Source organism: Ensifer sp. Root31 (assembly GCF_001424825.1).
In the GTDB taxonomy this organism is placed as follows: domain Bacteria; phylum Pseudomonadota; class Alphaproteobacteria; order Rhizobiales; family Rhizobiaceae; genus Ensifer; species Ensifer canadensis.
The window spans coordinates 26,871-50,811 of record NZ_LMCO01000007.1 but is presented as its reverse complement, the minus strand read 5'-3'; the positions used below and the strand labels follow the sequence as shown (position 1 = coordinate 50,811).

Sequence of the window (23,941 nt, the reverse complement as noted above, 5' to 3'; positions counted from 1 at the left end):
GCTGCCCTCCCTTCCAGCCGAACTCAATGACTTTTCCGCTCGATGCAGGAAGGAGGCGAGGCTGAAATTGTCGCAAGCCACCGCTCGCTGTCCGCCCCCTTTTATCAAAATACTAACGCCCTGGTTGCTAAATGGACGAACGCGCTCGCTCTCGTTACCGGTGGGATCTTCTGCCGCAGGAGTGGCCGGTTGCCGAGGTGCCGATAGCCATGTGGCCATTCGAAGATGACGTGTATCCGGAAGGGTATTTGCTGCCTGTGGATGTGACCGGGACACCACTGCGATGGAGGGACTTCGGGCGGCGGCACGGGGTTGCCGTTCTGCACTACGGGCTGTTCGCCGCCGACAATGTCCGGCTGCCGGATGGTACGCGCGGTCGGGTGCGCCTTGCGCCCCAAGGCCCTCATTGGCGGCGACCGCTCAACGATCATAATCGCGCCTGGTCCAGCGCCGCCGTGGCAATCCCGGTCCACTGGCGTTGGGGCACGCTGACGATAGGCCCCGACGATGTCGTGTTTGAGGACGATCAATCGTTGCCGGAGTACATGTTGCAAGGCCGCAACGAACGCCTCGATTACGATCTCTGCCAAAGTTCCGAGATCCGAAACCTCGCCCTGACAATGGAAGGGTGCAACGCGCTTTACGGCTTGCTCGTTGAACGACATTGGGCGCGTTCTCCCGACGATGAGAGCTGCTCATATACGCGGAAAGGCGCGGCCAGGCTGCTTGCAAAAATTCGCGGCCTCGGCGAGACATTCTATGATTTCACCAGTCCGGGCTGGCTGTGTTACCGGGGCAATGCGGCCGAGCACGAGAGGATAAGCCGTCAGCTCGAACGGCTCGGTTGGCACGATGTTACCGAGAAACCCGCCTCCCTGTCGGCAGACGGAGCTGGTGCGTCTGACGGGATGCCGGAGCTTCTGCGAACAATGGCGCTTTTCGTTGTCGGCACCATGGTCGCCTTTTTCATCCTGCTCGCCATCACAATACTCGCCCCGGTCTAGCGCGCCGCCACAATCTCTGCCTCCCTATCCAGCGGATAGATCGGCCGGCGCACGCGTTTGAATGCCCGTGCCCCGATATTGGCGGTGCTCAGACCATCGGCGTCGACCTCGATGATATCAGACGCGATCGGGCCGAAGGCGGCGCGGAAATGTTGCTGCGACTTGACGACGACGATGTCGTAGCGGGCGGGCTCGATGCCGACGGCGCGAAACAGGTTCTGGTCGAGCAGCTGCTGCCGCTCGCTCGAAATCAGGATGTCGATGCCTGAGACATGGAAGCGCACGCTTGGGCCGAGCGACGCCGGCAGGCCCTGGAACATCGGCCCTTCGAAGATGATCCGGCCATCGGAGATCGCCTGCACCGCGCCCCTCACCCGGATCGGCCCGCCGCCGACCGCAGGGTCGATCTTGCAGCCGAGCGTCACCTCCCGCTCGGCGCCGAGGCCGGCTTCGATCAGTTCGGCCACCACAGCTGGGTCGCACATCGCCCCGAAGGCTGCGTTTTCGACACCCGCCTGCAGCAGGCCTGTGAGCAGGCAGGTGGAATCGCTGTAGGCGCCGCAGCCGGGATTGTCGGAGAAATCGGCGATCACCAGCGGCCCGGGCTCGCGCTTGGCCGCGAAATGTTTCGCGATGGCGCCCGGCAGCGCGGCAAGCGGCAATTGCTGGTCCTGATGCTCGCGCCGCCGCCAGATCTCGTCGCAGAGCCGCTCGGCGTGCGCAATGGCATCGGCGTCGGCAACCCGCGCCTTGTCGTAGCAGATCACGGCAGAAGGTCCGGTGTTGTGGATGTCGGCGTCGTAGAAGCCGGCATTGATGGAGGTCGCAAGGATCCCATTCTCCTCAGCGATGGCATCGGCGATCTCCAGGAGTTCGGTCATGGCGCAGGCATGGGTCGTGCGGCCGTCGTTGCAGCCATTGATCATCGGCGGCTGGCGGATGGCGATGGCGGGCGTGATCTCCCTGCGCATCGCCGCCTCCAGCAGCGCGCCGGCCTTGTGGCCGCACTCGGCCATGTCGACATGCGGATAGGTGCGGAACGACACGGCAATGTCCAGCAGCGCGGCCATGTCAGGCGCGGAATTGGCATGAAGGTCGAAGGTGGCAGCGATGGGCAGATCGGACCCGACGATGCCTCTGACCGTCTCTAACAACTGGATCTGCGCATCGTCGGCCGTTTCGGTGCACATGGCGCCGTGAAAGACGATGAAGACGCCGTCGAGTTTTTCGCCGTTGAGCGCCGCCGTCACATCTTCGACGAAGCGCAGCCGCGTTTCCTCGTCGACCCTTCCGCCGGGCTCCGCCCGCGCCGCCACCGTATAGACCGACTCCCAGCCATAACGATCGCAACAGTCGATGAAGCCGCCGATTTCCGAATTGGTGCCGCGGCAATTGTCCTCGATCGCCGCGCCCTTGAAGTAGTGGCACATCTGAAAATCTTTAAAGCCGGTCTTCAGCTTCGAGAACGTGTTGGTTTCCTGGTTGAACTCGAGAACGGCGACCTTGAAGCTCATCGCATGCACTTTCATGTTGGGACTGGGAGAAAATCGAGGAAACGGGCGCCGGGGAAGCGCGAACACCCCGGCGCCGCGCCCACCGCTTGCCGCGCCCTGCGCTGAGCGCAACGCACAACACGCGAATTCCTTGTGAGAGGCGTGCAACACACCCTGACCCTCTCCCCGCAGGCGGGGAGAGGGAACGAGGCCGCCACGCGCGCATCACCTTGCGCACTCATTCACTGTTGCGAACGTTGCGGGCGCGGCAGCGACGCCGTCACCTTGTCGTGACAGAAGAGAAAGCTGAGAGGGCTGGCGGCTGTTGGGGTTGCGAGCGGGTGCCGCAATGTCCCTTCCTCCCGCATGCGGGGAGAAGGTGGCCGGCAGGCCGGATGAGGGGCTTCGATGAGCCAATAACGATCCTGCTCTAGCCCCTCGCCTCACCGGAAATATTCGGTCGTGCTCTTCGGCCGCGCCATGATGTCGAAGTCGAAATACTGTTTGCGGATCTTCTCGTAGGTGCCGTTCGCCATGATCGCCTCCAGCCCGGAATTGAGCTTGGAAAGCAGCGCCTCGTTGCCCTTGCGCACCGCCATGGCGTTGCCCTGGGCGGTGTCGAGAATGAAGCTGTCGCCGACGAAATCGCAGCAGCCGCTGTCGTCCTTGGCCAGCCAGTCGGTCAGCGCCATCTGCCCTTCGAGGATCAGGTCGAGGCGGCCGTTGGCCATGTCGAGAAACACTTCGCTGAGCGTTGGATAGAGTTTTATCTCGCTGTCGGGAAAGAACTCCTGCGGCGCCTCGACCGCCACCGAGCCGGACTGCGTGCCGATCACCTTGCCCTTCAGCGCCTCCGGTGAAACTTGCGCCAAGCCCAGGTCCTTGCGGGTGATGAAGCGCATGGCGTTGAAGTAGTAGGGCTTGGTGAAGTCGACTTCCTTCTTGCGGTCCTCGTTGATCGCCATCGAGGCGATCATCACGTCGAACTTCTTTGCCTGAAGGGCGGGAATGATGCCGGACCACTCGTTGGTGCTCCACACGCATTCCATCTTGATCTCGGCGCAGACCGCCTGGCCGATATCGTAGTCGAACCCTTTGATCTCGCCGCTCGCCGTCACATAGTTGAAGGGCGCATAATCGCCTTCCGTGCCGATCGCCAGCTTGTCCGCCGCAAGGCTGGTGCCAGCCATCGCACAGGCGAAGAACATCGCTGCCGCACTCATGAACTTCTTTTGCATCTCGTTCCCTTTATTGTTCTTCTCGGCGCCTCCCGGAATATCGCTCGCAAAGCCGCACACCGGGTTACACCCAATGCGGATTTCGCTTGTTATTCCGTAAACTTGCTGCCGATCGTTGTTGCATTTTCGCTTTATTATTCATCGACAATGGGGGATGCGGCAGCGCTTCGCAATGTCAAAGAAATAATCCCAGCCATCCAAAAAATTCATATATACTTGAGCGATTGAACCGCCTTCCGGAGAAACCCATGCGCGATCTGCCGAGCCTGAAATCCCTGCGCGCCTTCGAAGCGGCGGCGCGCAATGGCAGCCTCACGGCGGCGGCAAACGAGCTCTGCATCGGCCAGGGCGCCATCAGCCACCAGATCCGAATTCTCGAAGACAATCTCGGCCTCAGCGTGTTCGTCCGGAAGCAGCACGGCGTCGAACTGACGCCCGAGGGTGCCCTGCTCTTTGCCTCCTGCAACCGCGCCTTCGACGATCTCGAAGGCGTCGTCCAGCATATCCGCCCGCGCAACACCCAGAAGATCCTGCGGGTCAAGGTCGGGCCGTTCTTTTCGATGAAGCTGATTGCGCCACGCATCTCTGAGTTTCTGGCCGAAAATCCCGGCCTGCAGATCCACCTCTCCCACCTCGAAACCAACACGCCCGCCTCCGGCACCGCCGACGTCATCATCGACTATTGCCTGCACCCGCCACCCGCCCGGTTTTCGCAGCGGCTCTTGCGCGAGCGCCTGGTGCCGGTCTGCGGCAAAGCCACTTGGGAGGGGCAGGCCGACAAGCACGATCTTCTCTCGGGCAACCGCCTGCACTATCGCGGCCTTCAGGAATGGCAGAGCTGGATCGCCTCCTCCGGCCTCCGGCTTTCGCCCAGCCGCCAGGACCTGATCTTCGACGACCAGCACATCATCCTCGAGGCGGTCAAGGAAGGACAGGGCGTCGCCCTCGTCGACCGCACTATGGTCGAATATGAGCTCAGAACCGGACAGATCTGCCTGGTGCACGACCACTATTACGAACCGGCAGAGACCTACCAGTTCGTCTGCCAGGAAGAGCTGTTCCGTACCAAACCGGTGACCAAGAGCTTTCTCGGCTGGCTGCTGCAGGAAATCGACGAGCGCCAACGCCGCTATGCCGAGATTGCCCCGGCCGGCTCCGCTGGCTAAGGCGCGGAGTGGCCGTGACGGGGCAACCGTACCGCTCCGCGACCACTATGCAGCCGACGCGATCTCACCCTCGGGATGACGACGTCGCTGGGCCGGCGTCAGGCAGCGAATGCCCATACCGCAGACCGAGAACCAGGGGCACGGCGATCGCATAGATGACGACGACCGTAAGCCAGATTGCACCGGGCCATTGCTCCCGGACGACGAAATAGAAGCTTGAGAACGCCAGCGGCGCCACGATCGAGGCGAGGCTGACGGCCGACGTCAGCACGCCCTGGAACTGGCCCTGCTGGTCCTCGTCGACCTGCCGGGTCGCCAGGGATTGCAGCGCCGGCGTGCCAATGCCGCCAAGCGCGAAAACCGCCATGATCGCGAAGATCATCCAACCCTCTGTCGCAAACGCCATGACAACAAGCGCAAGACAAACGCCAGCGATGCCCGTCAGGATGGTGGCGCGCTCGCCGAGCAGTTTCACGACCGGACCGGGAAGGAAGGCCTGGGCAAGGGCCTGGCAGACGCCAAAGGCGCCGAGTGAAAGGCCGATCCAGAGCCCGTTCCATTGAAAGGTGTCGCTGCCCCAGAGCGCCCAGCAGGTGCCATAAGCGTCGCCGGTGGCGCTGAAGATGAAGAAGGTGAGGATGACGGGAAAGCAGGCTCTTCACAGAAAACACCCAGCGCAGCGGCCGAAGCGGGTTCAGCGCTGCAAGATCGATCTTCTCCCGGCTCGGCGCGCGCGACTCCGGCAGGATGAAGAACGCCAGCAGCAGATTGAAGCCGTTCAGCACGGCCGCCGCGATGAATGGCAGCCGCAGCCAAGTGTCGCCCAAAACGCCGCCAAGCACTGGGCCGATGATGAAGCCGATACCGAACATGGCGTTGAACAGGCCGAAGCGCCGGGCGCGCTTATCCTCCGGCGAGATGTCGGTGATGTAGGCTGATGCCACCGACATGTTGGCGCTCGTCAGGCCGGCGATCGCGCGGCCGATGAAGAGCATCCAGAGATTGGGTGCAAAAGCCAGGAACAGGTAGTTGATGGCGGCACCGCCAAGCGAAATCAAGAGCACCGGCCGACGGCCCAGCCGATCGCTGAGCGCGCCGAGCACCGGCGCAAAGATGAACTGCATCACCGCGTAAAGTGCGGTCATGATGCCGATATAGGGGGCGACGTTGTCGGCGTGGGTCACCTCCTTGAGCAGCGAGGGCAGGATTGGAAAGATGAGGCCGATGCCGATGGCATCGAGGACAATGGCAGTAAAGATGACGATGAGGGGTCTGGTCATGACAGGTTCCGATGGACGCAAGCATGCGGACGCCGCCAGGCGCCATGAGCTCACGATAAGGCCCGACAGAGGTCAGGCGTTTGATGTTCTGGGAACCGCTGGGATCCATACGTCAGGCGTACGGATGGCGTGTGCTTGACCGCCTGGACGTGAATTCGTCCACCTGTTTACTCCGCCACTGAGCGGATCAAGGGAAGCAGTCGCTTTTCGCGATGGGCGATATTTACGCCAGACGATTGCGCGCGGCAAGCCCCCTGCTGCTGGCGCGTGGTGGCTGGCAGCTTCTTGCCAGGCGTCGGTTTGGACCTGGCCCTGCCAAAACGGCGGCACCAATGCGTCCGTCCTAGTCCTGCCTTCTTTTGGAAAGAACGCGCCTCCGGCCCGACAGCGGAGGACTTGCGCGCCATGGCCACGACCCGGCATCCTCGGCTGCCGTGGCTGAAAGCCAGATTGTAGGCCGTTGTGTTGAGGTAGCCGGCTGCGTCTACGCAGAGCCGCCATTTGCCGCGGCTGGTGAGGCCGCAGGCGCCTGTTGCGCTCGCGCGGTCCTCTGAAGGTGGATGGAAGGACAGAGCAACCATCTGACCAGCTCGCGCCGCCCGGCGCGCTTCACGCCAGGCGCGTCGCCCGCGAAAGGGATGGTCTCAGCCGCGGCGCGCCGCTTCGATCGCCGCCACGTCAATCTTCCTCATGGTCATCATCGCGTCGAATGCACGCTTGGCCTCAGCACCGCCTATGGCGAGCGCATCGGTCAGCACGCGCGGCGTGATCTGCCAGGACAGGCCCCATTTGTCCTTGCACCAGCCGCATTCGCTTTCCTTGCCACCGTTGCCGACGATGGCGTTCCAGTAGCGGTCGGTTTCTTCCTGACTGTCGGTTGCGATCTGAAAGGAGAAGGCTTCGCTGTGTTTGAACGTGGAGCCACCGTTCAGGCCGATACAGGCAACACCCGCAACCGTGAATTCAACGACCAGCACATCTCCCTGTTTTCCATCCGGATAATCTCCAGGCGCACGGATCACAGCGCCTACTGCGCTGTCGGGAAAGGTCGCGGCATAAAAGCGGGCCGCCTCCTCCGCGTCCTTGTCGTACCATAGGCAGATCGTATTCTTGGCCATTGTGTCGTCCTCTCACTGTTCGTTGCCCAATCCGGCCTGAACGACTTGAAGTAGGAGGAAAACCGCCTGTCTCCAGCCCGGACACCCAATTTGATGGGAAAAATGAGACAAGCCGGCCAGTTTGCCGAACCGTTTGCCTGGCGCGGCCCGGAGCCTCGCCGCATGGGCCGCCGAGGACTATGCCGGAGCGAAAGCCTGGTCCGTGCGCGACCTACCCAGCCTGCGCCGTCCCATGAGAATGGATCACCGCCTCGGCCTCCTTGCCGTAGAGCTCCTCGAAATGGTCGAAGTTCTTGGAGAAGTAGCCGATCCCTTGCGTTGCCGAACGCAACGCCCGCGCCAGCTCGTCGAGCGCCGAGCCCGGCACCAGGGCGCGAAAAACGTCCCAGCCCTTGGCCGCCTCGTCGCGGTCGAAGCCGAGCACCTGGCCCTTGAAGGTCGAGACAACCGGCACCAGGCTGCCGGAATAGATCGACGGGATGTGGATCTCGACGCGCACCACCGGCTGCATCAGCACGGCGGAGGCCTGCGACAGCGCCTGGCGCACGCCCATCTTGGCAGCAGCCCGGAAGGCGAATTCGGAGCTGTCGACCTGATGGTGCTGGCCATCCGTCAGCGTCACGCCGACATCGATCACCTGAAAGCCGAGCGGCCCCTTCTCCATCGCCTCGCGTGCGCCCGCCTCGATCGCCGGGATGAAGTTGCGTGGCACCGCGCCGCCCTTCACCGTCTCGTTGAAGCTGAAGCCGCCGCCGCGCTGGTTGGGGTGAACACTGAGCTTGACGTCGGCAAACTGCCCCGCCCCGCCCGTCTGCTTGCGGTGGCGGTAGTGCACGTCTGAGGGTTTGAGCACCGTCTCGCGATAGGTCGGGCTCGGCGGCCTATCGGTGACGCCGACATGGAAGACATCGGCCAGCGTCTTGCAGAGATCGCGCAGATGCACCGGCCCCTGCACGCAGATCAGCTGCGCGCCTGTGCCCTCCTCCTGCATCACCTTGAGGCTGCGATCGGTCTCCGCCAGCTTCGCAAGCGTACCGGAAAGCTTGGTCTCGTCGCGCTCGCTGTCGGGCACCAGGATGCGCTCCAGCATCGGCGTCGGCGGCACCGTCCAGTCAGGCGCCTCGGATGCGGCAGTGCCGGTCAGAAGCGCCGGCACCGGCAGGTGGTCGGATTTGACGGCGGCAAAGATCGTGCCAGGCTCCGGTGTCCCTGTGGCAAGCGGTTTTCCGGTCGCCGGGTCCTGCACCGAGCCGACACCGCCGCCGCCGAGTGCCGCACCCTGTTTGATGCCGTTTGAAAGCGCGCGGACAAGCACGGTCTTGCCGACATTCTGGCGGTGATAGGCATGAAAGCTGACGGCAGCGAGGTTCGCTTCGGGAACCTTGCTCGCCTCGCCGAGCCTTTTTCGCAGCGTGTCGACCGGCGGCGCCTCGTGCCTCAGCGCCTTCATCAGCCGCAGGATGCCGTTGCTGTGGCTCGCCGCGCCGACGAGAACAGGGATGATCCGGTTTTCCCTGAGCAGCCGCGAGGAGATGGCATAGATCGTGTCGCTGCCGGGCTCGCGATCCTCGATCAGCTCTTCGAGCAGCCAGTCGTCGAATTCCGAGAGATGTTCGAGCAATTCGGTGCGCGCTTCCTTCTCGCGCTCCAGCGTCGTATCCGGGATCTCGATCAGCGCCGAGGTCTGGCCCTCGCGATAGCGCCAGGCCCGCTCGGAGATCAGGTCGCAGCTGCCGACGATCCTGTCGCCTTCGCGGATCGGCACCTGCCGCAGGATCAGCATGTGGCTGGAATAGTCCTGCAGCGCGGCGATGACATCCCGCAACCGGCCGCGCGGCTCGTCCATGCGGTTGACGAAGATGATGCAGGGCGTGCCCGATGCTTCGATCACCTTGAGATAGGGCGCTGCCAGCACCGCCTCCTCCGGCGCCGGCGAGACGCAGAGCACGCAGGCGTCGCTCGCCAGAAGCGCGTGCTGCGCGTGCGCGAGCGCCTCGGTGCCGCCGGGCGCATCGAGCGCGCACCAGGCTTCCTTGCCGATCTCGAATTCGGTGATGTTCAATCCATAAGGTGACGTGGCCTTTCTGGAGCTTTCCCCCAGCGCAGCCAGTTTTTCCACCAGCGTGGATTTTCCGGTCTGCGAAGGCCCAACTACCGTGAAGCAGCGCATCGGCGATCCTCCCCTGTTGCGGAGCGCCGTGCGTTTCGACGCCCTGCCTTCTATTAAGTCTAGCGCATCTTTTGGGCTTTCAATGGCCTTGGGCAAAAACGGAACACGAACCGTGCTTCAAAGCACGCCACTTGGCGTTCGCAACACTCCAAAAACTGATTGCATAAGTGCATCAGTTTTGCCATAAGTTCCCCAGTAAAATCCGACCCATCAGCGTTGCGCCGGGTTACCGGACGCAACGCCCGCCTGAACCGTCAGCATCGGAGATTGTCCGCATGTCGCTCACGCTTTATCTGCATCCGCTCGCCTCATTCTGCCACAAGGTGCTGATCGCGCTCTATGAGAACGATACACCCTTCGAGCCGAGCCTGGTCGATCTTCTGGATCCCGTGGAGGCGGCCCGTTTCGCTGAGCTCTGGCCGGTCGGCAAGATGCCGGTGCTGCGCGACAGCGCCCGCGATGTCACCATCCCGGAGACGTCCATCATCATCGAATATGTCGATCGCCATTACCCCGGCAGCCAGCCGCTGATCCCCAGGGATAGCGACGCGGCGCTACAGGCGCGGCTCTGGGATCGCTTCTTCGATCTCTACATCCATGTGCCGATGCAGAAGATCGTCACCGACACGCTGCGCGCCCAGGGCGAGAACGACCATCGCGGTGTCGCAGATGCCCGCGCTACGCTCGGCGTCGCCTATCGCATGGCCGACCGGCATTTCGCAATCAACGCCTTTGCCGGCGGTGCCGCCTTCAGCCTTGCAGATTGCGCCGCGGCCCCCGCACTCTTTTATGCCGGAATTGTCGAGCCCTTTGCCGACGCCTATCCGCATCTCTCCGCCTATTTCGAACGGCTGCTCGAACGCCCTTCGATGACCCGCGTGCTGGCCGAGGCGCGCCCCTATTTCCACATGTTTCCCTATAAGGATCTCATGCCCGCGCGCTTTCTTGCCGGGGCCTGAAACGGCCTCGAAACCGCCGCCCGCCGTCGGACGCCGCACCCTAGAATTGTGGTTGCGGCTCGGCCTGCCCGCTGCCTTCCGGGCCGCTGTCCCTCGCCTTCGCCGGCTGCAGAACCTCGAGCGTGCGCACCAGCTCCCAGGCCGCCTGAAGTTCGGTTTCAAACAGCGCGATGCTGACATCGATCGGCTCAAGCCTCGCGCGCGAAGACGGTATTTCCCGGCGGCCGATCTCGTCCTGTACCCGGTAGAGATCGGCGCGAAGCGCATCGACATTCAGTCCGAGCGAGTGCAGCACGATGTTGATCTTGCGTTGCAGGTAGCCCCGCGAACCGGCGCTGAGCTCCGAGCGCAAACCCAGGATCGACAGAAAATTGACGAGGAAGAGATAACCGTCGGCCCCGAGATCGGCCTCAGGATAGCGCGGCAAGGCGCGCAACGTCTCGGAAAAGCGTGGCCGCGAGCACAGGAAGATATCGATCCGGAACGCCGTGTCGATCAGCTCGGTCCATTCCGCTTCATCGAGCGGGCCAAGCTCACTCAGTTCATGGTCAAGGTTGAAATAGGGCATCGAGCGCCTGGCGAGGATGAGCGCCAGCCGGACGGTAGAAGGCGACATCGGCGAGCCGCGCGCGGCTTCCGCCTCCGCCAGGCGCACGATGCCGGCGTCCGGCACGCCCCGTTCGATCTCGCCCCGGCTTGCCAGATATTCGTAGCGCAGCATCGACGTCTGGAGATAGGCGAGCCAGGCAAGCCGCACCTGTCTGGATGCGGCCCAGCGCGCCAGAAGATAGCCGCTGCCGACAACGGGCAAGTTGTAGAGGCGCAGATCGTGCCGCTCGAAGCAATTGTGCTCGAAACCGGCAAAGCTCTCCAGCGACAGTTGGGGGCTTGCCACGTCGCTCACCGCAGGCACTCCTCGATGTCGTCGAGTACCCGGCGATAGCCGGCATCGCTCTTGCAGACATCCGTGTGGTTGCGACGATCAACGGTATAGAACGGCGGATCCTGCGCAAAATCGCCGGGTTCGACGATATTTTCATACTGGCCGATCGTGATCTTGGTCGCGACCAGACATCGCAGTCGGCCCCGCGCCAGCCGCGTCAACGTCCCGGCTTCGATATCCCTTATGAAGTCCGATTTAGGCCGAAGGTCTTCCAGGATCGGTGCCTTGTAGAGCAGGCCGCATCGCAGCGCCGCCAGTATCCCGTGCCCCACCATCATCCCGCCCGCGTTGTGCAGCGCGTTCGATCCCTTGTGAGCAGGCGCAAAGAGCAGAAGCTGGATGTGATCCGCATAGGCGTCGTTGGCGCGGGCGAGATCCAGCGCCACCTGCCGCATGATCGCGCCACCCAGCGAATGCGCCACCACGACGACCCGGTCGTAGATGAAGGGCTGCCGCTGCGCTCCGTAATAGATGTAGCGATTGGAAAATTCGGCCGGCTCGGCCAGCAGCTTGCGAAACAGATCGAGCACCCAGCGACTGATCACACGCGCCCGGCTGCGCACGCTGTCATAACCGAGGAAGAGAACGTCCGCAGAGGAAAAAAGCGCATCCCGCCGGATATAGGCACTGGCATTGTGCCACGTCGCCTCCGCGGCGCCGGTAAAACCGTGCAGGAAAACGACCAGCGTTCCGGGCGTATCGAGGCACCAGAAGGCCGAACTGCCCACGCCGAAATCGATCCGGCCGAGACAATAGTGATTGCTCATTGCCCGCCCTTCCAACGCCTCTCCGCCCGCCATGATACAAGGCATTGCCCGATCAAGCGATGCATCTATTATAAGTAGCATTGCGGCGCCACACGCGCGGACGTTCTCCCGTTCGACGCGGAGCCGACGCCTCATCCGCACCGTCACCTTGTTCCGCCTCGCTCCGCCCCTAATTTGTCACCCAACAGCAAAGGCCGACACCACAGGGAAGAGGAAAGCCAGATGGAATACCGACTGCTTGGCCGCTCCGGCCTGAAAATCTCGACGATCACCATGGGAACGATGACGATCGGTGGCGGCGGCAAGTTCGCGCAGGTCGGCAATGTCGGTCTCGACGAGGCGCGCCGCTATGTCGACATGTGCCTCGATGCCGGCGTCAACCTGATCGACACCGCCGATATCTATTCCACCGGCGGCTCGGAGGAAATTATCGGCGACATCCTCGCCGGCAAGCGCAAGAACGGCGTGCTGGTTGCCACCAAGGCGCGTTTCAACATGGGGCCGGGCCCGAACGACGGCGGCCTCTCCCGCCACCACCTGATTGCCGCCTGCGAAGCGAGCCTCAGGCGGTTGAAGACCGATGTCATCGATCTCTACCAAGTGCACGAATGGGACGGCCAGACGCCGCTCGAAGAAACGATGGAGGCGCTCGACACGCTCGTTCGCCACGGCAAGGTGCGCTACATCGGCTGCTCCAACTATTCCGGCTGGCACATCATGAAGGCGCTCGGCATCAGCGCGCTCGACCGCCGCCACCGCTTCGTCAGCCAGCAGATCCACTACACGCTCGAAGCCCGCGAGGCCGAATACGAACTGCTGCCGATCAGCATCGACCAGGGCCTCGGCGTGCTCGTCTGGAGCCCGCTTGCCGGCGGCCTGCTGTCGGGCAAGCACCGGCGCAACCAGACGCCGGAGGGTACCCGCCAGCTCGCCGGCTGGAACGAGCCGCCGATCCGCGACGAAGAACGGCTGTGGAAGATCGTCGACATGCTGGTAGCGATATCAGGCGAGCGCGGCGTCTCGCCAGCCCAGATCGCCCTTGCCTGGCTGATCGACCGCAAGGGCGTCACCTCCGTCATCATCGGCGGTCGCCGGGAGGAGCAGTTCCGCGACAACCTTGCCGCCGCAAGCCTCAAGCTTACCGATGAGGAGCGCGAACTGCTCGACGCCGTCAGTCTGCCGCCGGTCATCTATCCCTACTGGCACCAGCTGCGCAGCGCCAAGGACCGACTTGGCGAAGCCGATCTTTCGCTGCTGGGCCCGCATGTGTGAGAGCACGCTATTGCCAACGCGGCGAAGCGCGTTGCCCCTCATCCGGCCTGCCGGCCGCCTTCTCCCCGCATGCGGGGAGAAGGAAACCCGCGGCGCCCTACCCATTCACATCGCGCCATACCAAAGCCTCCCGATCACCATGAGAGGGATCGCCGAGTTGCAACCCACTCTGTACCGCGTCCCCTCTCCCCGCCTGCGGGGAGAGGGTTAGGGTGAGGGGCCAATCTGCGACAGCAGTGAGTGGCAAAACTGCGAGAGCCCGGCGAGAACCCACCCGGCCACGCGTCGCTGTCGGACACCACACCTCCCCTTGACTTCCAGCTCAAAACCCCCATTTTATATCATATGATACGGCACGGGATTTCATAGGAGACGTTCATGCCCAGCGCACAGCCGGTTCTTGCCCCCGACCGCGACGCGGCAAGACATGAGGAAGCCGTCATCGTCAGGGCGGTGGTGAAGGCCTGCGACCTGTGGAAGCTGACCAACCGGGAAGCGTCGCAGCTCTTCGACGTGCCGATCGCCACCTGGAACCGGATGAAGGCCGGCGACTTCAAGGGCAAGCTCGACCAGGACAAGCGCATGCGTGCCAGCCTGATCGTCGGCATCTTCAAGGGCCTGCGGCTCTATTTCAACGGACCGCTGACCTATCAATGGCCAAAGGCGGTCAACACCGGGCCGGTCTTCGACGGCCAGTCGCCGGTCGACCTGATGATCGAGGGCGGCATACCCGCGATGATGAAGGTGCGCCGCTATCTCGATGGCCTGCGCGGCGGCCTATGATCGCCGAGATCGATTTTACCGATCCGGCCACCATCCGGCTGATCTCGACCGCCTATATCGACGAGCCGGCCGTCAAGCCGCTCTGCGACGACGAGGACGACATCGAGATCCTCAACCGGCTGGAGGCGCTGACATCCGCGCGGCTGAGCCCGCTGGCGCTACCCGCCGGTGTCAACCCGGCGGAGCTTCTGAACGAATCCTTCGGCTACGGCTGGTCGCTGATCAACGCCGCCTTCTGCCACGCCCGCCCGCCGGGCAACCGCTTCAACAACGAGGACCGCGGCGCCTGGTACTGCGCCTTCGGCGACACCGCGCTCGAAACCTGCCAGGCCGAGATCGTCTATCACCGCACCCGCGCGCTTGCCGACGCCGGTATGTTCCAAGACATCGGCGCCTACCGCGAGCTGATCGCCGGCTTCACCTGCCGTTTCCACGATGTCCGCGGCGAAACCGATGCTACCTATCTCGACTCCGACCCGACCCTTGCCTATCCGGCCGGTCAGGCACTCGCCGCCACTGTCTACGCGGAAGGCGGCAACGGCCTGATCTACCCCTCCGCCCGTCACCTCTCAGGCGAATGCATCGCCGTCTTCCGCCCCGCCGTCATCCAGAACATCCGCCAGGGCCAAACGATCACCTTCGAGTGGAAGGGTTCGCCCGAACCGACGATCCGGCGGGAAGGCTGAGGGTGCCGCAGCGGAGCTGCGGACGCAAAGTCATCTGTGATGCGGAAAGATCTAAATCCACTGACTGCCTAAAAACTCCCTCATTCCGGCCTTGTGCCGGAATCCAGCCAGCCCAAGTCCTTGGGCTGAAAGGTCTTTTGACCTGACAGCCGCCAAGTCGCTGGATGCCGGTACACGGCCGGAATGAGGGAGAGCAAGTCGCGCGCTCCGCCCTGAGCGGAACGGTTCGTCGGAACCAACCACTCAGCACCGGGGCTCGGGAATAGGTCGAAACGCCATCAGGCGGTAAGTTTGGAATGCCGGGAATGCGCTACTGCATGTTTCCTTAGATCCTATTCGATTTAAGGATAAAAACATGCAGCAATTCAAAGTGCTACAGCGACCTTTGCGCGTCTAATAAGACGCGCGGCGCTGTAGCAACGCACGCGACATCATCAATGCGCAGATGCACCACGCTCCCGCTCGCGGTCCATTCGAGCTTGTCAGGGCGTGATTACTGAGCGGCCTGGCAAGCCCTCAGGGCCTTGAAGGCTGCGTCGGTTCCGGCCAATTTTACGACAATGGGATTGCCGCCCTGGGGCGTAATCGTCACAGCCTTCTTCTTGGCCAGGTCATAGATGAAGTCAGCATTGTTGACCCATACGAACGCGCCGCGATAGCCGTCTATGGCTTGGCCCTTCGCCTCGCCGCTGAACTGCTGGCCATCGACATCGAACAGGACCGCAAGCTTTTCGTTTGCAGCAACATTAGCATCAGCTTTGGTGTAGAGCGCCATGTAGCCACGCAGCGCGGCCGTTGCATCGATGCCCATCTGAACTTGTGTACCGTCTGCGTTTGATTTTGTGATCAAGCATCCTGGCCCCATGTTGTCCTTCACGAGAATGTCCCAGCCGGCTTCTGAACCGTATTTGGTCTGGGCCATCACACCGGTTGCAAGGAGGGTCGAGAACGCCAGCGTCAGTCCAATTGCAATCTCCGTTTTCATAGCAATCTCCTTATGTTTAACAGGAATTACCAAGCCAAGCGCGGAAGGACGCCGTTTATAGCAGCGCCCAACAGGCTGCGCTGCAACGGCTTCAACACGAGTTTGCGCGCAGGAGAAAAGCGAGCAACTGCGGCTTTCTAATGGAAACGGGCGAAATACTATCGGCGCTGTCGCCTGGATTGCACCGGCAATCAAATAATTCGGTGGATTAACCCTTCATTAATCTTGGAATCGCCGAAAAATTGATAACGTGAACGTGGCTGCTTGCTTTTGGGCACCGCTGCCAATCGTAAGGCATTGAGGCAACCTTAGGGCGTCCGGCAACGGGCGCTCTTTGCGTGTAGCTCTTGAAAAGTTTCAACGATCACGCCTGCTGGAATGACTTGTGACGCGGACCCCGATACCGCAGCGCGTCGGCAATCAATGCAAATGCGGGCGACGTTTGCCGGCGGCTCGGGTAATAGAGGTGGTAGCCGGCAAAGGGCGGGCACCAATCTTCCAGAACCTGCACCAGCTGGCCCGAGGCGAGATAGGGCGCGACGGCATCTTCAGGCAGGTAGGTCAGGCCCAGCCCGCCAAGGGCCGCGTTCAGCCTGAGCGCGATGTTGTTGAAGACGAGTTGGCCCTCGACCCGCACCTTCACCTCGCGGCCTTGCCTCTCGAATTCCCAGGCATAGATGCCGCCATGGGTCGGCAGGCGCAAGTTGATGCAATTGTGCTCCGTCAGGTCCTGCGGCATTAGCGGCATTTTCCGTGTGGCGAAATAGGCGGGTGCGCCGACCACCGCCATGCGCATGTCGGGCCCGATGCGCACGGCGATCATGTCCTTGGCCACCTGCTCGCCGAGGCGCACGCCGGCGTCGTAGCGCTCCGAGACGATATCGGTCAGGCCGTAGTCGACGATCACCTCGACATGAACATCCGGATAATCAGGCAAGAGCCGCTCCAGCGCCGGCCAGAGGATGCGATCGGCCGCATGCTCGCCGGCGGTGATGCGGATCGTACCCGCCGGCTTGTCGCGAAACGCGCTGAGCGCTGCCAGTTCCTGGTCGATCTCATCCAGGCGCGGCCCAATCGACACCAGCAGCCGCTCGCCAGCTTCGGTCGGCGAGACGCTGCGGGTCGTGCGCGTCAGGAGCCTCAAGCCCAGCCGCGCCTCGAGCCCGCGGATGGTGTGGCTCAGCGCCGACTGTGAGACCCCGAGCTGCGCTGCCGCCTTCGTAAAGCTCCGTTCCCTTGCTACAGCAAGGAAGGCGATGAGGTCATTGATCGGCTGGCGCGGCATTCATGAATTCCCCTCATAAGCTCGTGCGATATTTACCATCTAATCCTGATCAATCCCACGCCCTAAATTGCTGCTGCATGTTTCCTGAGATCCTATTCAATCTAGGGATAAAAACACGCAGCAATTCAAAGTGTTACAGCGACCTTTGCGCGTCCAATAAGGCGCGCGGCGCTGTAGTGACGACAGCGACGACGTCAGGCCCGACCACGGCCGCGTCGCCATTTGCAAAGGATCGACGCCATGAACATCAAACGAAGCGGCTCGCAGCCCTCGGCCAAGGGACCGGCGGATTATTTCACCGGCACGGTGCGCATCGATGCCCCCTTCAACGGCTCGTCCCCTGCCCGCGTCGGTGGCGCCACCGTCACGTTCGAGCCCGCCGCCCGCACCGCCTGGCACACCCATCCGCTCGGCCAGACACTGATCGTCCTATCCGGCCTTGGCCGCGTCCAGCGCGAAGGCGGTCCGGTCGAGGAAATCCGCCCCGGTGATATCGTCTGGTTCGAACCGGGCGAGAAGCATTGGCACGGCGCCTCGCCTTCCGCCGCCATGACCCATGTCGCGATCGCCGAAGCCCTCGACGGCAAGGTCGTCGACTGGATGGAGAAGGTCAGCGATGCGGACTATGGCGCCGAAATCAGGGCCGACTGATCGCCATCTCCCGGAGCGCCCTCGCCAGCCCGGCCGTGTGCGCCATTTCTAGCCCAAAGACATCATCATTCGAGACAAGGAAAAGCCCCATGGAAAAGCGCACACTCGGCAAAAGCGGCCTTGAAGTCTCCGCCCTCGGCCTCGGCTGCATGGGCCTCAGCTACGGCTATGGCCCGGCAACGGAGAAGCAAGCGGCAATCGCCCTCATCCGCACCGCGTTCGAGCGCGGCGTCACCTTCTTCGACACCGCCGAGGCCTATGGCCCCTACCAAAACGAAGAACTGCTCGGCGAGGCGCTCGCGCCGATGCGCAACAAGGTGGTGATCGCCACCAAGTTCGGTTTCGACTTTGACAACCAAGGTGGCCAGAGCGGCATGAACAGCCGGCCGGATCAGATCCGCAAGGTCGCCGATGCGGCACTGAAGCGCCTGAAGACGGACGTCATCGACCTCTTCTACCAGCATCGTGTCGATCCCAATGTGCCGATCGAGGACGTGGCCGGCACGGTGCAGCGGCTGATCAGCGAAGGCAAGGTCAGGCATTTCGGCCTTTCCGAAGCCGGCGCCGAGACCATCCGCAAGGCCCATGCGGAACAGAAGGTCGCTGCACTCCAGAGCGAGTATTCGCTGTGGTGGCGCGAACCGGAGGCCGAAATCCTGCCGCTGCTCGAAGAGCTCGGCATCGGCTTCGTACCCTTCAGCCCGCTCGGCAAGGGGTTCCTGACCGGCGCCATCAACGCCGACACCACCTTCGACGCCAAGGATTTCCGCAATGTCGTGCCGCGCTTCACGCCGGAGGCGCGCAAGGCCAATCAGGCGCTGGTCGATCTCCTGGGCCAGATCGCTGCCCGCAAGGGAAAAACGCCGGCGCAGGTAGCACTCGCCTGGCTGCTGGCGCAACAGCCTTGGATCGTGCCGATCCCCGGCACCACCAAGCTGCCCCGGCTCGAGGAAAACATCGGCGCCGCGGCCGTACGGCTGACCTCGGACGATCGCGGCGAAATCGACGATGCGCTCGCCAAGGTCACCATCGAGGGCGATCGTTATCCGGCCCACCTGCAGGCGCGCGTCGGCCGCTGAAGAAGAGGCAACAATGACAGAGAATATCAAGGACAAGGTGGTCGTCATCACCGGCGCCAGCAGCGGCCTTGGCGAAGCGACGGTGCGGCGGCTTGCCGGTGACGGCGCCAGGCTGGTGCTGGGCGCGCGCCGCATCGACCGGCTGCGGGCGCTTGCCGACGAGCTATCGCTCGGCAAGCAAGCTGCCGTTCAGACCGACGTAACGTCGTTCGAGGAGGTCAAGCGCCTGGTCGATCACGCCGTCCGGCTCCATGGCCGCATCGACGTCATGCTCAACAATGCCGGGCTGATGCCGCACTCGCCATTGGAGCGCTGCAAGGTCGAGGATTGGGACCGCACCATCGACGTCAACCTCAAGGGCGTGCTCTACGGCATCGGTGCTGCACTTCCTCACATGAAGCAGCAGAAGAGCGGCCACATCATCAACGTCTCCTCGGTCGCCGGCCACAAGGTCGGCCCCGGCGGTGCCGTCTATGCCGCCACCAAACACGCCGTACGCGTGATTTCCGAGGGGCTGCGGCAGGAGGTGAAACCCTACAATATCCGCACCACCATCATCTCGCCGGGGGCGGTCGCGACCGAACTGCCCGACAGCGTCACCGAGACTGATGTCGCCGAGAATGTCCGCGCGCTCTACGAGCGTATCGCCATCCCCGCCGACAGCTTTGCCCGCGCCGTGGTCTACGCCATGAGCCAGCCGGAGGATGTCGACATCAACGAGATCCTGTTCCGGCCGACCAGCCAGGAATATTGAAGCCGCGGGAGGGTGGCGCCTTGCCGCCCTCCTCTCGTGATCCCTTCGATCGCGCAAGCTGCTTCCTGCGCAAATACCGCTACAACGACCTCGGCAGCAAGACGCCGCGCCTCTCGACGAGACGCGGCGTTTTTCTTTTGCGGGTGGCGCAACGAGGAGAACCGGGCGAAAGCACCTGTCGAGGCAGCAGCGTCAGCCGGCTGCTACGGAGGCAATTGCCGCCGGTTTCGCTCCCTGGCCAACCTCGCCCAGCATCCAGTCGCAAAACGCCAGAACCCGCGGATCCTGGCCAGAGCTTTCGGGATAGACGAGGTGATAGGCATAGTCCTCGGCGACGCTGACGCCGATGTCGAACAGCTGCACCAGCCGTCCCTCGGCAAGTTCGTTGCGGATCATCGCGAGATCGACAAGGCCGACAGCGCCACCATCGATAACGGCCTCGACCACATGGCTGGTGTCGGTAAAGGCCACGCATCGGCTGTCGTCGAAATCATCGATGCCGGCAGCCGCCATCCACATGCGCCAGTTCGGCCACAGCATGCCTTCGGTATAGCATTCGACATGGCAAAGCGTCTGAGCGAAGAGATCGCGTGGCGTCTTCGGCCGTCCGCTGGCAGCGATCAGCTTCGGGCTGCAGACCGGGGCGATCACCGCCTCGAACAGGCGCTCAGACCGCGTCTGCGCATAACGGCCGGAGCCGAAGCGGATGGCGATATCGACATCGTCGGCGTCGAAATCCCTGACCTCGTCGCTGATGTCGAATGTCAGCTCGATCGTCGGGTTGGCGGCACGAAATTGCGACAGCCGCGGCAACAGCCAGTTGGTGGCAAAACGCGGGCTGAGCGACACGCGCAACTGCTGGGCGCCGCGCGCCATCCGGCGCGCACGGCCGACCGCCCGCTGCAGCGTCTCGAGCGCCTGGACCGCTGCCTCGAACACCACGGCGCCGGCCGGCGTCAGCTGGATGCTGCGGCTGGTGCGGGTGAACAGCACGAGGCCGAGTTGATCCTCGATTTCCTTGATCTGGTAGCTGACCGCCGCCGGCGTCAGCCCGACTTCGTCGGCCGCACGGGTGAAATTGAGATGGCGACCGGCAGCCTCGAAGGTTCTGAGCGCGCGGGTTCCTGGCAGCATTCGGCTCATGGATCTTCAAGCTCCATTTAACAATGCATCGAGAACTACTTGTTTTTCAATGAGCGATCAATCGGTGATGATCGAAAGCATTGATGATCGAAGCCATCGGGACCGCAGATTTCCGTCTCGCGGCGCCCAAATTTCCATGGAGTGAACATATGTCAGTTGGCTTGACCCCGAGCGATGGGCGGGCAGATAGCGCTGCCCTTGCGCCCGGTCAGAACGACGCGCTGCATTGGCCGGCGCGCCTTTGGGTAGCGCTCTTCATCTTCAGCGGGGTGATCCTGCTCGACGGGCTCGATATCTCGATGATTGCCGTAGCGATCCCCGAAATCCAGCATGAGTTCGGTATCAGTGCAGCCACCGCACAATGGCTGGTCAGCGCCTATATCCTCGCCTTCGGCGGCTTCCTGCTTCTGGGCGGGCGCTGTGCGGATCTGTTCGGCCGCAGGCGTGTGTTGGTCGTCGGGCTCGGTGTCTTTGCCGTGGTGTCGCTGTTCGGCATGGTCACCAACGACCCGATCCTTTTGATCGTTTCGCGCTTCATCAAGGGCATGACCGCAGGTTTCACCGGACCGGCGGCCATGTCGTTGCTGACCACGACCTTCCCGGAAGGCCCCCACCGCAACAAGGCTTTCGGCATCTTCAACCTCTTCGAGGCTTCGGGCTACTCCTCCGGCCTGCTCGTCGGCGGGCTGCTCGCCGGGCTGGACTGGCGCTACATCTTCGTGCTGCCGGCGCCGATCGCGGTGCTGTTGATGCTGGCTGCTTTGCGCTTCCTGCCGCCGGATGCGCCGCGCGCCGAGCGCCTGCGGCCGGATGTCGGCGGCGCGGTCACCCTCGTCGCCGGCATGCTGCTGCTCGTCTTCACCGTCGCCTCGACGGCCGATGCCGGCTGGACCTCGCTGCGCACGACCGGTGGCCTTGCGCTCTCCGCCCTGCTGCTCATCACTTTCCTGCTGATCGAGCACCATGTCGAGCAGCCGCTGATCCGGCTCGGCATCTTTCGCAACCGCGGCCTAGTAGCCGCCAATGTCAGCGCCGCCCTGCTCTATGGCGGCGCGATGGGCTTTCAATTCCTGATCGCTCTCTATCTGCAGAACCTCCAGAGTTGGAAACCGATACATATGGCTTTGATGCTCCTGCCGGCCGGTCTCATGGTGGTCATCCTCGGGCCGAAACTGGGGGCATTGATGAACCGTTTCGGCGTCCGTCGCGTGTTGATGGTTGGACTTGTGGCCTTCGTGCCCTGCTATCTCCTGATGCTGCGGATCGGCCCGACGCCTGACCTGTGGACCGTATTGCTGCCGGCATCGCTGCTCTGGGGCATTGGCTTTGCGCTCAGCATCTCGGCGCTGATGGTCGTCGGGACCAGTGGTGTCGCAGACGAGGAACAGGGGCTGGCCGCCGGACTGCTCAACAGCTCGCTGCAGGTCGGCGGCGCCTGCGGACTTGCCGTCGTCACCGCCGCGATCATGCCCGGCACGCAACTCGCCATGCTCTATCCCGGCGTCATCGTCATCCTGGCCTTTGCTATCCTGACGCTGCTGGCGCAATTGATCCATCGCCGCCGCTGAGGAGGCCGGCGCCGGCGCCGACCCGATCAACGGTCGGTCGCCGGCGACTACGTGTAAGGCATAATCTTGCAACCTCCGTCTTTCCTCGCTATGCCCTTCGCCATGGAACAGCTCGTCGAAATCGGAAATACGCGTGTTCTCAGATGCGCAGACGAAGGCGGCCTGCTGCGGGTCGCAGGCGACGCCAATGATTTTCTTGGCGATGCCTGGGCCCATAGTGCCGATATGCTCGCGATCCCGGTCACGCGCCTCGGCCCGGATTTCCTCAACCTCAGCACGCGCGTCGCCGGCGAGGTCTTCCAGAAGTTCGTGAACTACCGCATGAAATGCGCCATCGTCGGCGATATCTCTGGGGCGCTTGAAAGCAGCAAGGCGCTTGGCGACTTCGTTCGCGAAACCAACAAGGGCAATGCGCTCTGGTTTGTGCACGATTTCGATGCGCTTCGCCTCAAGCTCGCCAGCGCCGCCTGACCCAGCTTTCCCGAATGCATGTCGCGCAAAAATGCGCTGCGGTTTTGCAATGACGACATGTGAAAAACCCGGAACTTAAAGCGCGGCAAGCACACCCCGGAGCTCGCGGCGCGCTTCAAGCGAACGGCCCGCCCCGTGGCGGTTACTCAAACTTCTCCGTGCTATCCGCCTTGCCCTTGACCCAATATCCCGATGCCTTGATCCAGGAGAGCGGATAGCCACGTTCCTCGGTGAGATGCGCGCGGATCGCCCGCGTCACCGAGGCTTCGGCCGCGACCCAGACGAAAGTGTTGGGCTCGATGACGACAGAGCTAAGGATGGCGAGAAGCGCCGAGGCGTCGGTCGCCTGATGCAAGGGGCGATAGACCCAGTGGCACGTCAGGTCGGCCTTCGTCTCGAACGCCTGTTGCTCGGCAGCGTCAGCGACGGCGGCAATGCTGGTGATACGGGCGCCGGCAGTGGCCTCCTCGATCCGCCGACCGATCGCCGGCAGCGCTGTCTCGTCGCCGATCAGCAGCCAGCGCTCGACGTTGGAAATAACCGCCGAGCCGCGTGGGCCGCCGACGCTCAAGCCATCGCCCGGGCGCGCGTTCATTGCCCACTCCGTGATCGGCCCGGCCTCGTGCAGCGCGAAATCAAGCACCAGCGTGCGGGCGGCGGCATCGTAGCGGCGCGGCGTATAGTCCCGCCGCTCCTCCGTGCCCTCGGCTGAAGGCACCAGGATCTTGACGTGATCATCGGCGCCAAGGCTGACGAAATCGGCAAGGTCATCGCCAGAGAGCGTGATGCGCAGCATGCCGGGCGTGATCCGCTCGACATCGGTAACAGTGAGCGTGCGTCGCTTGAGATCGTGACGCACACGCTCGATCCTTGGGGTGGAAGCACTGTGGAAAGAGGGTTGGCTGTTGTCCATCTGTATCCTCTGGGGGCTCGCAAATCTCGATCCGCAGGACACAGTCGCGCAGATCGAAACATGAGAGCCGTTCGATCATACGCGTTGAGTGACGTTAACGCTTACGTGGCCGGACAGCGCCCGACCATTTCGCCCGTTGTAGCCGACATGCCGCCCTTCTGCAACGCGTTCTGAACGCGCTACCAAGAGCGACAGCGCCTCTAGAGCGTTCGG

21 protein-coding genes and 1 pseudogene are annotated in these 23,941 nt (G+C 63.0%); 11 read left to right on the top strand and 11 right to left on the bottom strand.

Translation table 11 applies throughout. The features are described from left to right. Window positions 1-131: 131 nt before the first annotated feature. Complete coding sequence (locus ASD00_RS09060; RefSeq protein ID WP_057206211.1) at window positions 132-1,004, top strand: hypothetical protein; 873 nt, start codon at window positions 132-134, stop codon at window positions 1,002-1,004. Here ASD00_RS09060 and ASD00_RS09055 read toward each other — a convergent pair. Together ASD00_RS09055 and ASD00_RS09050 are read right to left on the bottom strand one after the other, a co-directional pair. Further along, window positions 1,001-2,518, bottom strand: coding sequence for a M81 family metallopeptidase (locus ASD00_RS09055; protein WP_057206209.1), 1,518 nt, complete (start codon window positions 2,516-2,518; stop codon window positions 1,001-1,003). The two genes, ASD00_RS09060 and ASD00_RS09055, sit on opposite strands and share 4 nt — an antisense overlap. A 422-nt stretch (window positions 2,519-2,940) precedes the next feature. Next, window positions 2,941-3,735 (bottom strand): transporter substrate-binding domain-containing protein, encoded by a 795-nt coding sequence (locus ASD00_RS09050; RefSeq protein ID WP_244496031.1) that lies wholly within the window; start codon window positions 3,733-3,735, stop codon window positions 2,941-2,943. A 248-nt stretch (window positions 3,736-3,983) separates the two neighbouring features. Between ASD00_RS09050 and ASD00_RS09045 the strand changes: the two genes are divergently transcribed. After that, window positions 3,984-4,901 (top strand): LysR substrate-binding domain-containing protein, encoded by a 918-nt coding sequence (locus tag ASD00_RS09045; RefSeq protein ID WP_057206207.1) that lies wholly within the window; start codon window positions 3,984-3,986, stop codon window positions 4,899-4,901. A 64-nt stretch (window positions 4,902-4,965) separates the two neighbouring features. On the opposite strand, the pseudogene ASD00_RS09040 reads toward ASD00_RS09045, so the two are convergent. The 3 genes and pseudogenes from ASD00_RS09040 to ASD00_RS09030 form a co-directional block, all read right to left on the bottom strand. Continuing rightward, window positions 4,966-6,181, bottom strand: a pseudogene (locus ASD00_RS09040) (TCR/Tet family MFS transporter). A 644-nt stretch (window positions 6,182-6,825) separates the two neighbouring features. Further along, window positions 6,826-7,299, bottom strand: coding sequence for a VOC family protein (locus ASD00_RS09035; protein WP_025427541.1), 474 nt, complete (start codon window positions 7,297-7,299; stop codon window positions 6,826-6,828). 211 nt (window positions 7,300-7,510) lie between these two features. Continuing rightward, window positions 7,511-9,469 carry an elongation factor G gene (locus ASD00_RS09030; RefSeq protein WP_025427542.1) on the bottom strand — a complete coding sequence of 653 codons (1,959 nt, stop codon included), beginning with the start codon at window positions 9,467-9,469 and terminating at the stop codon, window positions 7,511-7,513. Window positions 9,470-9,744: 275 nt separating this feature from the next. On the opposite strand from ASD00_RS09030, the gene ASD00_RS09025 reads away from it, so the two are divergent. Continuing rightward, window positions 9,745-10,428: a glutathione S-transferase family protein gene (locus ASD00_RS09025; RefSeq protein ID WP_025427543.1), complete on the top strand. Its 684-nt coding sequence runs from the start codon at window positions 9,745-9,747 to the stop codon at window positions 10,426-10,428. Window positions 10,429-10,468: 40 nt separating this feature from the next. Here ASD00_RS09025 and ASD00_RS09020 read toward each other — a convergent pair whose 3' ends face one another. Both ASD00_RS09020 and ASD00_RS09015 read right to left on the bottom strand, forming a co-directional pair. Continuing rightward, on the bottom strand, window positions 10,469-11,332 hold the full coding sequence (locus ASD00_RS09020; protein WP_025427544.1) for a hypothetical protein: 864 nt from the start codon (window positions 11,330-11,332) through the stop codon (window positions 10,469-10,471). Then, entirely contained in the window at window positions 11,329-12,285 is a 957-nt protein-coding gene (locus tag ASD00_RS09015) for an alpha/beta fold hydrolase (protein ID WP_156585516.1), read from the bottom strand. Before ASD00_RS09015 ends, ASD00_RS09020 begins: the two co-directional genes overlap by 4 nt. Window positions 12,286-12,360: 75 nt before the next feature. Between ASD00_RS09015 and ASD00_RS09010 the strand changes: the two genes are divergently transcribed. From ASD00_RS09010 to ASD00_RS09000, 3 genes are all read left to right on the top strand, one after another. Further along, the gene (locus ASD00_RS09010) at window positions 12,361-13,410 is read left to right on the top strand and encodes an aldo/keto reductase (RefSeq protein ID WP_025427546.1); all 1,050 of its coding nucleotides are present in this window, start codon (window positions 12,361-12,363) and stop codon (window positions 13,408-13,410) included. A gap of 378 nt (window positions 13,411-13,788) precedes the next feature. Further along, window positions 13,789-14,193 carry an antitoxin Xre-like helix-turn-helix domain-containing protein gene (locus ASD00_RS41565; protein ID WP_025427547.1) on the top strand — a complete coding sequence of 135 codons (405 nt, stop codon included), beginning with the start codon at window positions 13,789-13,791 and terminating at the stop codon, window positions 14,191-14,193. Continuing rightward, window positions 14,190-14,879: an RES family NAD+ phosphorylase gene (locus ASD00_RS09000; protein WP_025427548.1), complete on the top strand. Its 690-nt coding sequence runs from the start codon at window positions 14,190-14,192 to the stop codon at window positions 14,877-14,879. Before ASD00_RS41565 ends, ASD00_RS09000 begins: the two co-directional genes overlap by 4 nt. A 493-nt stretch (window positions 14,880-15,372) precedes the next feature. On the opposite strand, the gene ASD00_RS08995 is transcribed toward ASD00_RS09000, so the two are convergent. Both ASD00_RS08995 and ASD00_RS08990 read right to left on the bottom strand, forming a co-directional pair. Then, window positions 15,373-15,864, bottom strand: coding sequence for a hypothetical protein (locus ASD00_RS08995; RefSeq protein ID WP_025427549.1), 492 nt, complete (start codon window positions 15,862-15,864; stop codon window positions 15,373-15,375). Window positions 15,865-16,228: 364 nt separating this feature from the next. Continuing rightward, a complete protein-coding gene (locus tag ASD00_RS08990) occupies window positions 16,229-17,149 on the bottom strand; it encodes a LysR family transcriptional regulator (protein WP_025427550.1) in 921 nt (306 codons plus the stop codon). Window positions 17,150-17,389: 240 nt separating this feature from the next. Between ASD00_RS08990 and ASD00_RS08985 the strand changes: the two genes are divergently transcribed. From ASD00_RS08985 to ASD00_RS08975, 3 genes are all read left to right on the top strand, one after another. Continuing rightward, window positions 17,390-17,800, top strand: coding sequence for a cupin domain-containing protein (locus ASD00_RS08985; protein WP_025427551.1), 411 nt, complete (start codon window positions 17,390-17,392; stop codon window positions 17,798-17,800). An 89-nt stretch (window positions 17,801-17,889) separates the two neighbouring features. Further along, on the top strand, window positions 17,890-18,879 hold the full coding sequence (locus tag ASD00_RS08980; RefSeq protein ID WP_025427552.1) for an aldo/keto reductase: 990 nt from the start codon (window positions 17,890-17,892) through the stop codon (window positions 18,877-18,879). A gap of 13 nt (window positions 18,880-18,892) precedes the next feature. After that, window positions 18,893-19,633, top strand: a complete 741-nt coding sequence (locus ASD00_RS08975; RefSeq protein WP_025427553.1) for an SDR family oxidoreductase — start codon at window positions 18,893-18,895, stop codon at window positions 19,631-19,633. A gap of 192 nt (window positions 19,634-19,825) precedes the next feature. Here the strand turns inward: ASD00_RS08975 and gcvA are convergent, their stop codons facing one another. Further along, window positions 19,826-20,776 (bottom strand): transcriptional regulator GcvA, encoded by a 951-nt coding sequence (gene gcvA / locus ASD00_RS08970; RefSeq protein WP_025427554.1) that lies wholly within the window; start codon window positions 20,774-20,776, stop codon window positions 19,826-19,828. 149 nt (window positions 20,777-20,925) lie between these two features. On the opposite strand from gcvA, the gene ASD00_RS08965 reads away from it, so the two are divergent. Beyond that, window positions 20,926-22,344 (top strand): MFS transporter, encoded by a 1,419-nt coding sequence (locus ASD00_RS08965; protein WP_082523503.1) that lies wholly within the window; start codon window positions 20,926-20,928, stop codon window positions 22,342-22,344. A gap of 66 nt (window positions 22,345-22,410) precedes the next feature. After that, window positions 22,411-22,815, top strand: a complete 405-nt coding sequence (locus ASD00_RS08960; RefSeq protein WP_234907744.1) for a DUF4180 domain-containing protein — start codon at window positions 22,411-22,413, stop codon at window positions 22,813-22,815. Between the two features lie 142 nt (window positions 22,816-22,957). On the opposite strand, the gene ASD00_RS08955 is transcribed toward ASD00_RS08960, so the two are convergent. Beyond that, window positions 22,958-23,728 (bottom strand): siderophore-interacting protein, encoded by a 771-nt coding sequence (locus ASD00_RS08955; RefSeq protein ID WP_025427557.1) that lies wholly within the window; start codon window positions 23,726-23,728, stop codon window positions 22,958-22,960. Window positions 23,729-23,941 lie beyond the last annotated feature (213 nt).

Bases quoted from the DNA above. Each gene is read 5' to 3' on its own strand.
- ASD00_RS09060 (WP_057206211.1), top strand. From the start codon at position 132: ATGGACGAACGCGCTCGCTCTCGTTACCGGTGGGATCTTCTGCCGCAG.
- ASD00_RS09055 (WP_057206209.1), bottom strand. From the start codon at position 2,518: ATGAGCTTCAAGGTCGCCGTTCTCGAGTTCAACCAGGAAACCAACACG.
- ASD00_RS09050 (WP_244496031.1), bottom strand. From the start codon at position 3,735: ATGCAAAAGAAGTTCATGAGTGCGGCAGCGATGTTCTTCGCCTGTGCG.
- ASD00_RS09045 (WP_057206207.1), top strand. From the start codon at position 3,984: ATGCGCGATCTGCCGAGCCTGAAATCCCTGCGCGCCTTCGAAGCGGCG.
- ASD00_RS09035 (WP_025427541.1), bottom strand. From the start codon at position 7,299: ATGGCCAAGAATACGATCTGCCTATGGTACGACAAGGACGCGGAGGAG.
- ASD00_RS09030 (WP_025427542.1), bottom strand. From the start codon at position 9,469: ATGCGCTGCTTCACGGTAGTTGGGCCTTCGCAGACCGGAAAATCCACG.
- ASD00_RS09025 (WP_025427543.1), top strand. From the start codon at position 9,745: ATGTCGCTCACGCTTTATCTGCATCCGCTCGCCTCATTCTGCCACAAG.
- ASD00_RS09010 (WP_025427546.1), top strand. From the start codon at position 12,361: ATGGAATACCGACTGCTTGGCCGCTCCGGCCTGAAAATCTCGACGATC.
- ASD00_RS41565 (WP_025427547.1), top strand. From the start codon at position 13,789: ATGCCCAGCGCACAGCCGGTTCTTGCCCCCGACCGCGACGCGGCAAGA.
- ASD00_RS09000 (WP_025427548.1), top strand. From the start codon at position 14,190: ATGATCGCCGAGATCGATTTTACCGATCCGGCCACCATCCGGCTGATC.
- ASD00_RS08995 (WP_025427549.1), bottom strand. From the start codon at position 15,864: ATGAAAACGGAGATTGCAATTGGACTGACGCTGGCGTTCTCGACCCTC.
- ASD00_RS08990 (WP_025427550.1), bottom strand. From the start codon at position 17,149: ATGCCGCGCCAGCCGATCAATGACCTCATCGCCTTCCTTGCTGTAGCA.
- ASD00_RS08985 (WP_025427551.1), top strand. From the start codon at position 17,390: ATGAACATCAAACGAAGCGGCTCGCAGCCCTCGGCCAAGGGACCGGCG.
- ASD00_RS08980 (WP_025427552.1), top strand. From the start codon at position 17,890: ATGGAAAAGCGCACACTCGGCAAAAGCGGCCTTGAAGTCTCCGCCCTC.
- ASD00_RS08975 (WP_025427553.1), top strand. From the start codon at position 18,893: ATGACAGAGAATATCAAGGACAAGGTGGTCGTCATCACCGGCGCCAGC.
- gcvA (WP_025427554.1), bottom strand. From the start codon at position 20,776: ATGAGCCGAATGCTGCCAGGAACCCGCGCGCTCAGAACCTTCGAGGCT.
- ASD00_RS08965 (WP_082523503.1), top strand. From the start codon at position 20,926: ATGTCAGTTGGCTTGACCCCGAGCGATGGGCGGGCAGATAGCGCTGCC.
- ASD00_RS08955 (WP_025427557.1), bottom strand. From the start codon at position 23,728: ATGGACAACAGCCAACCCTCTTTCCACAGTGCTTCCACCCCAAGGATC.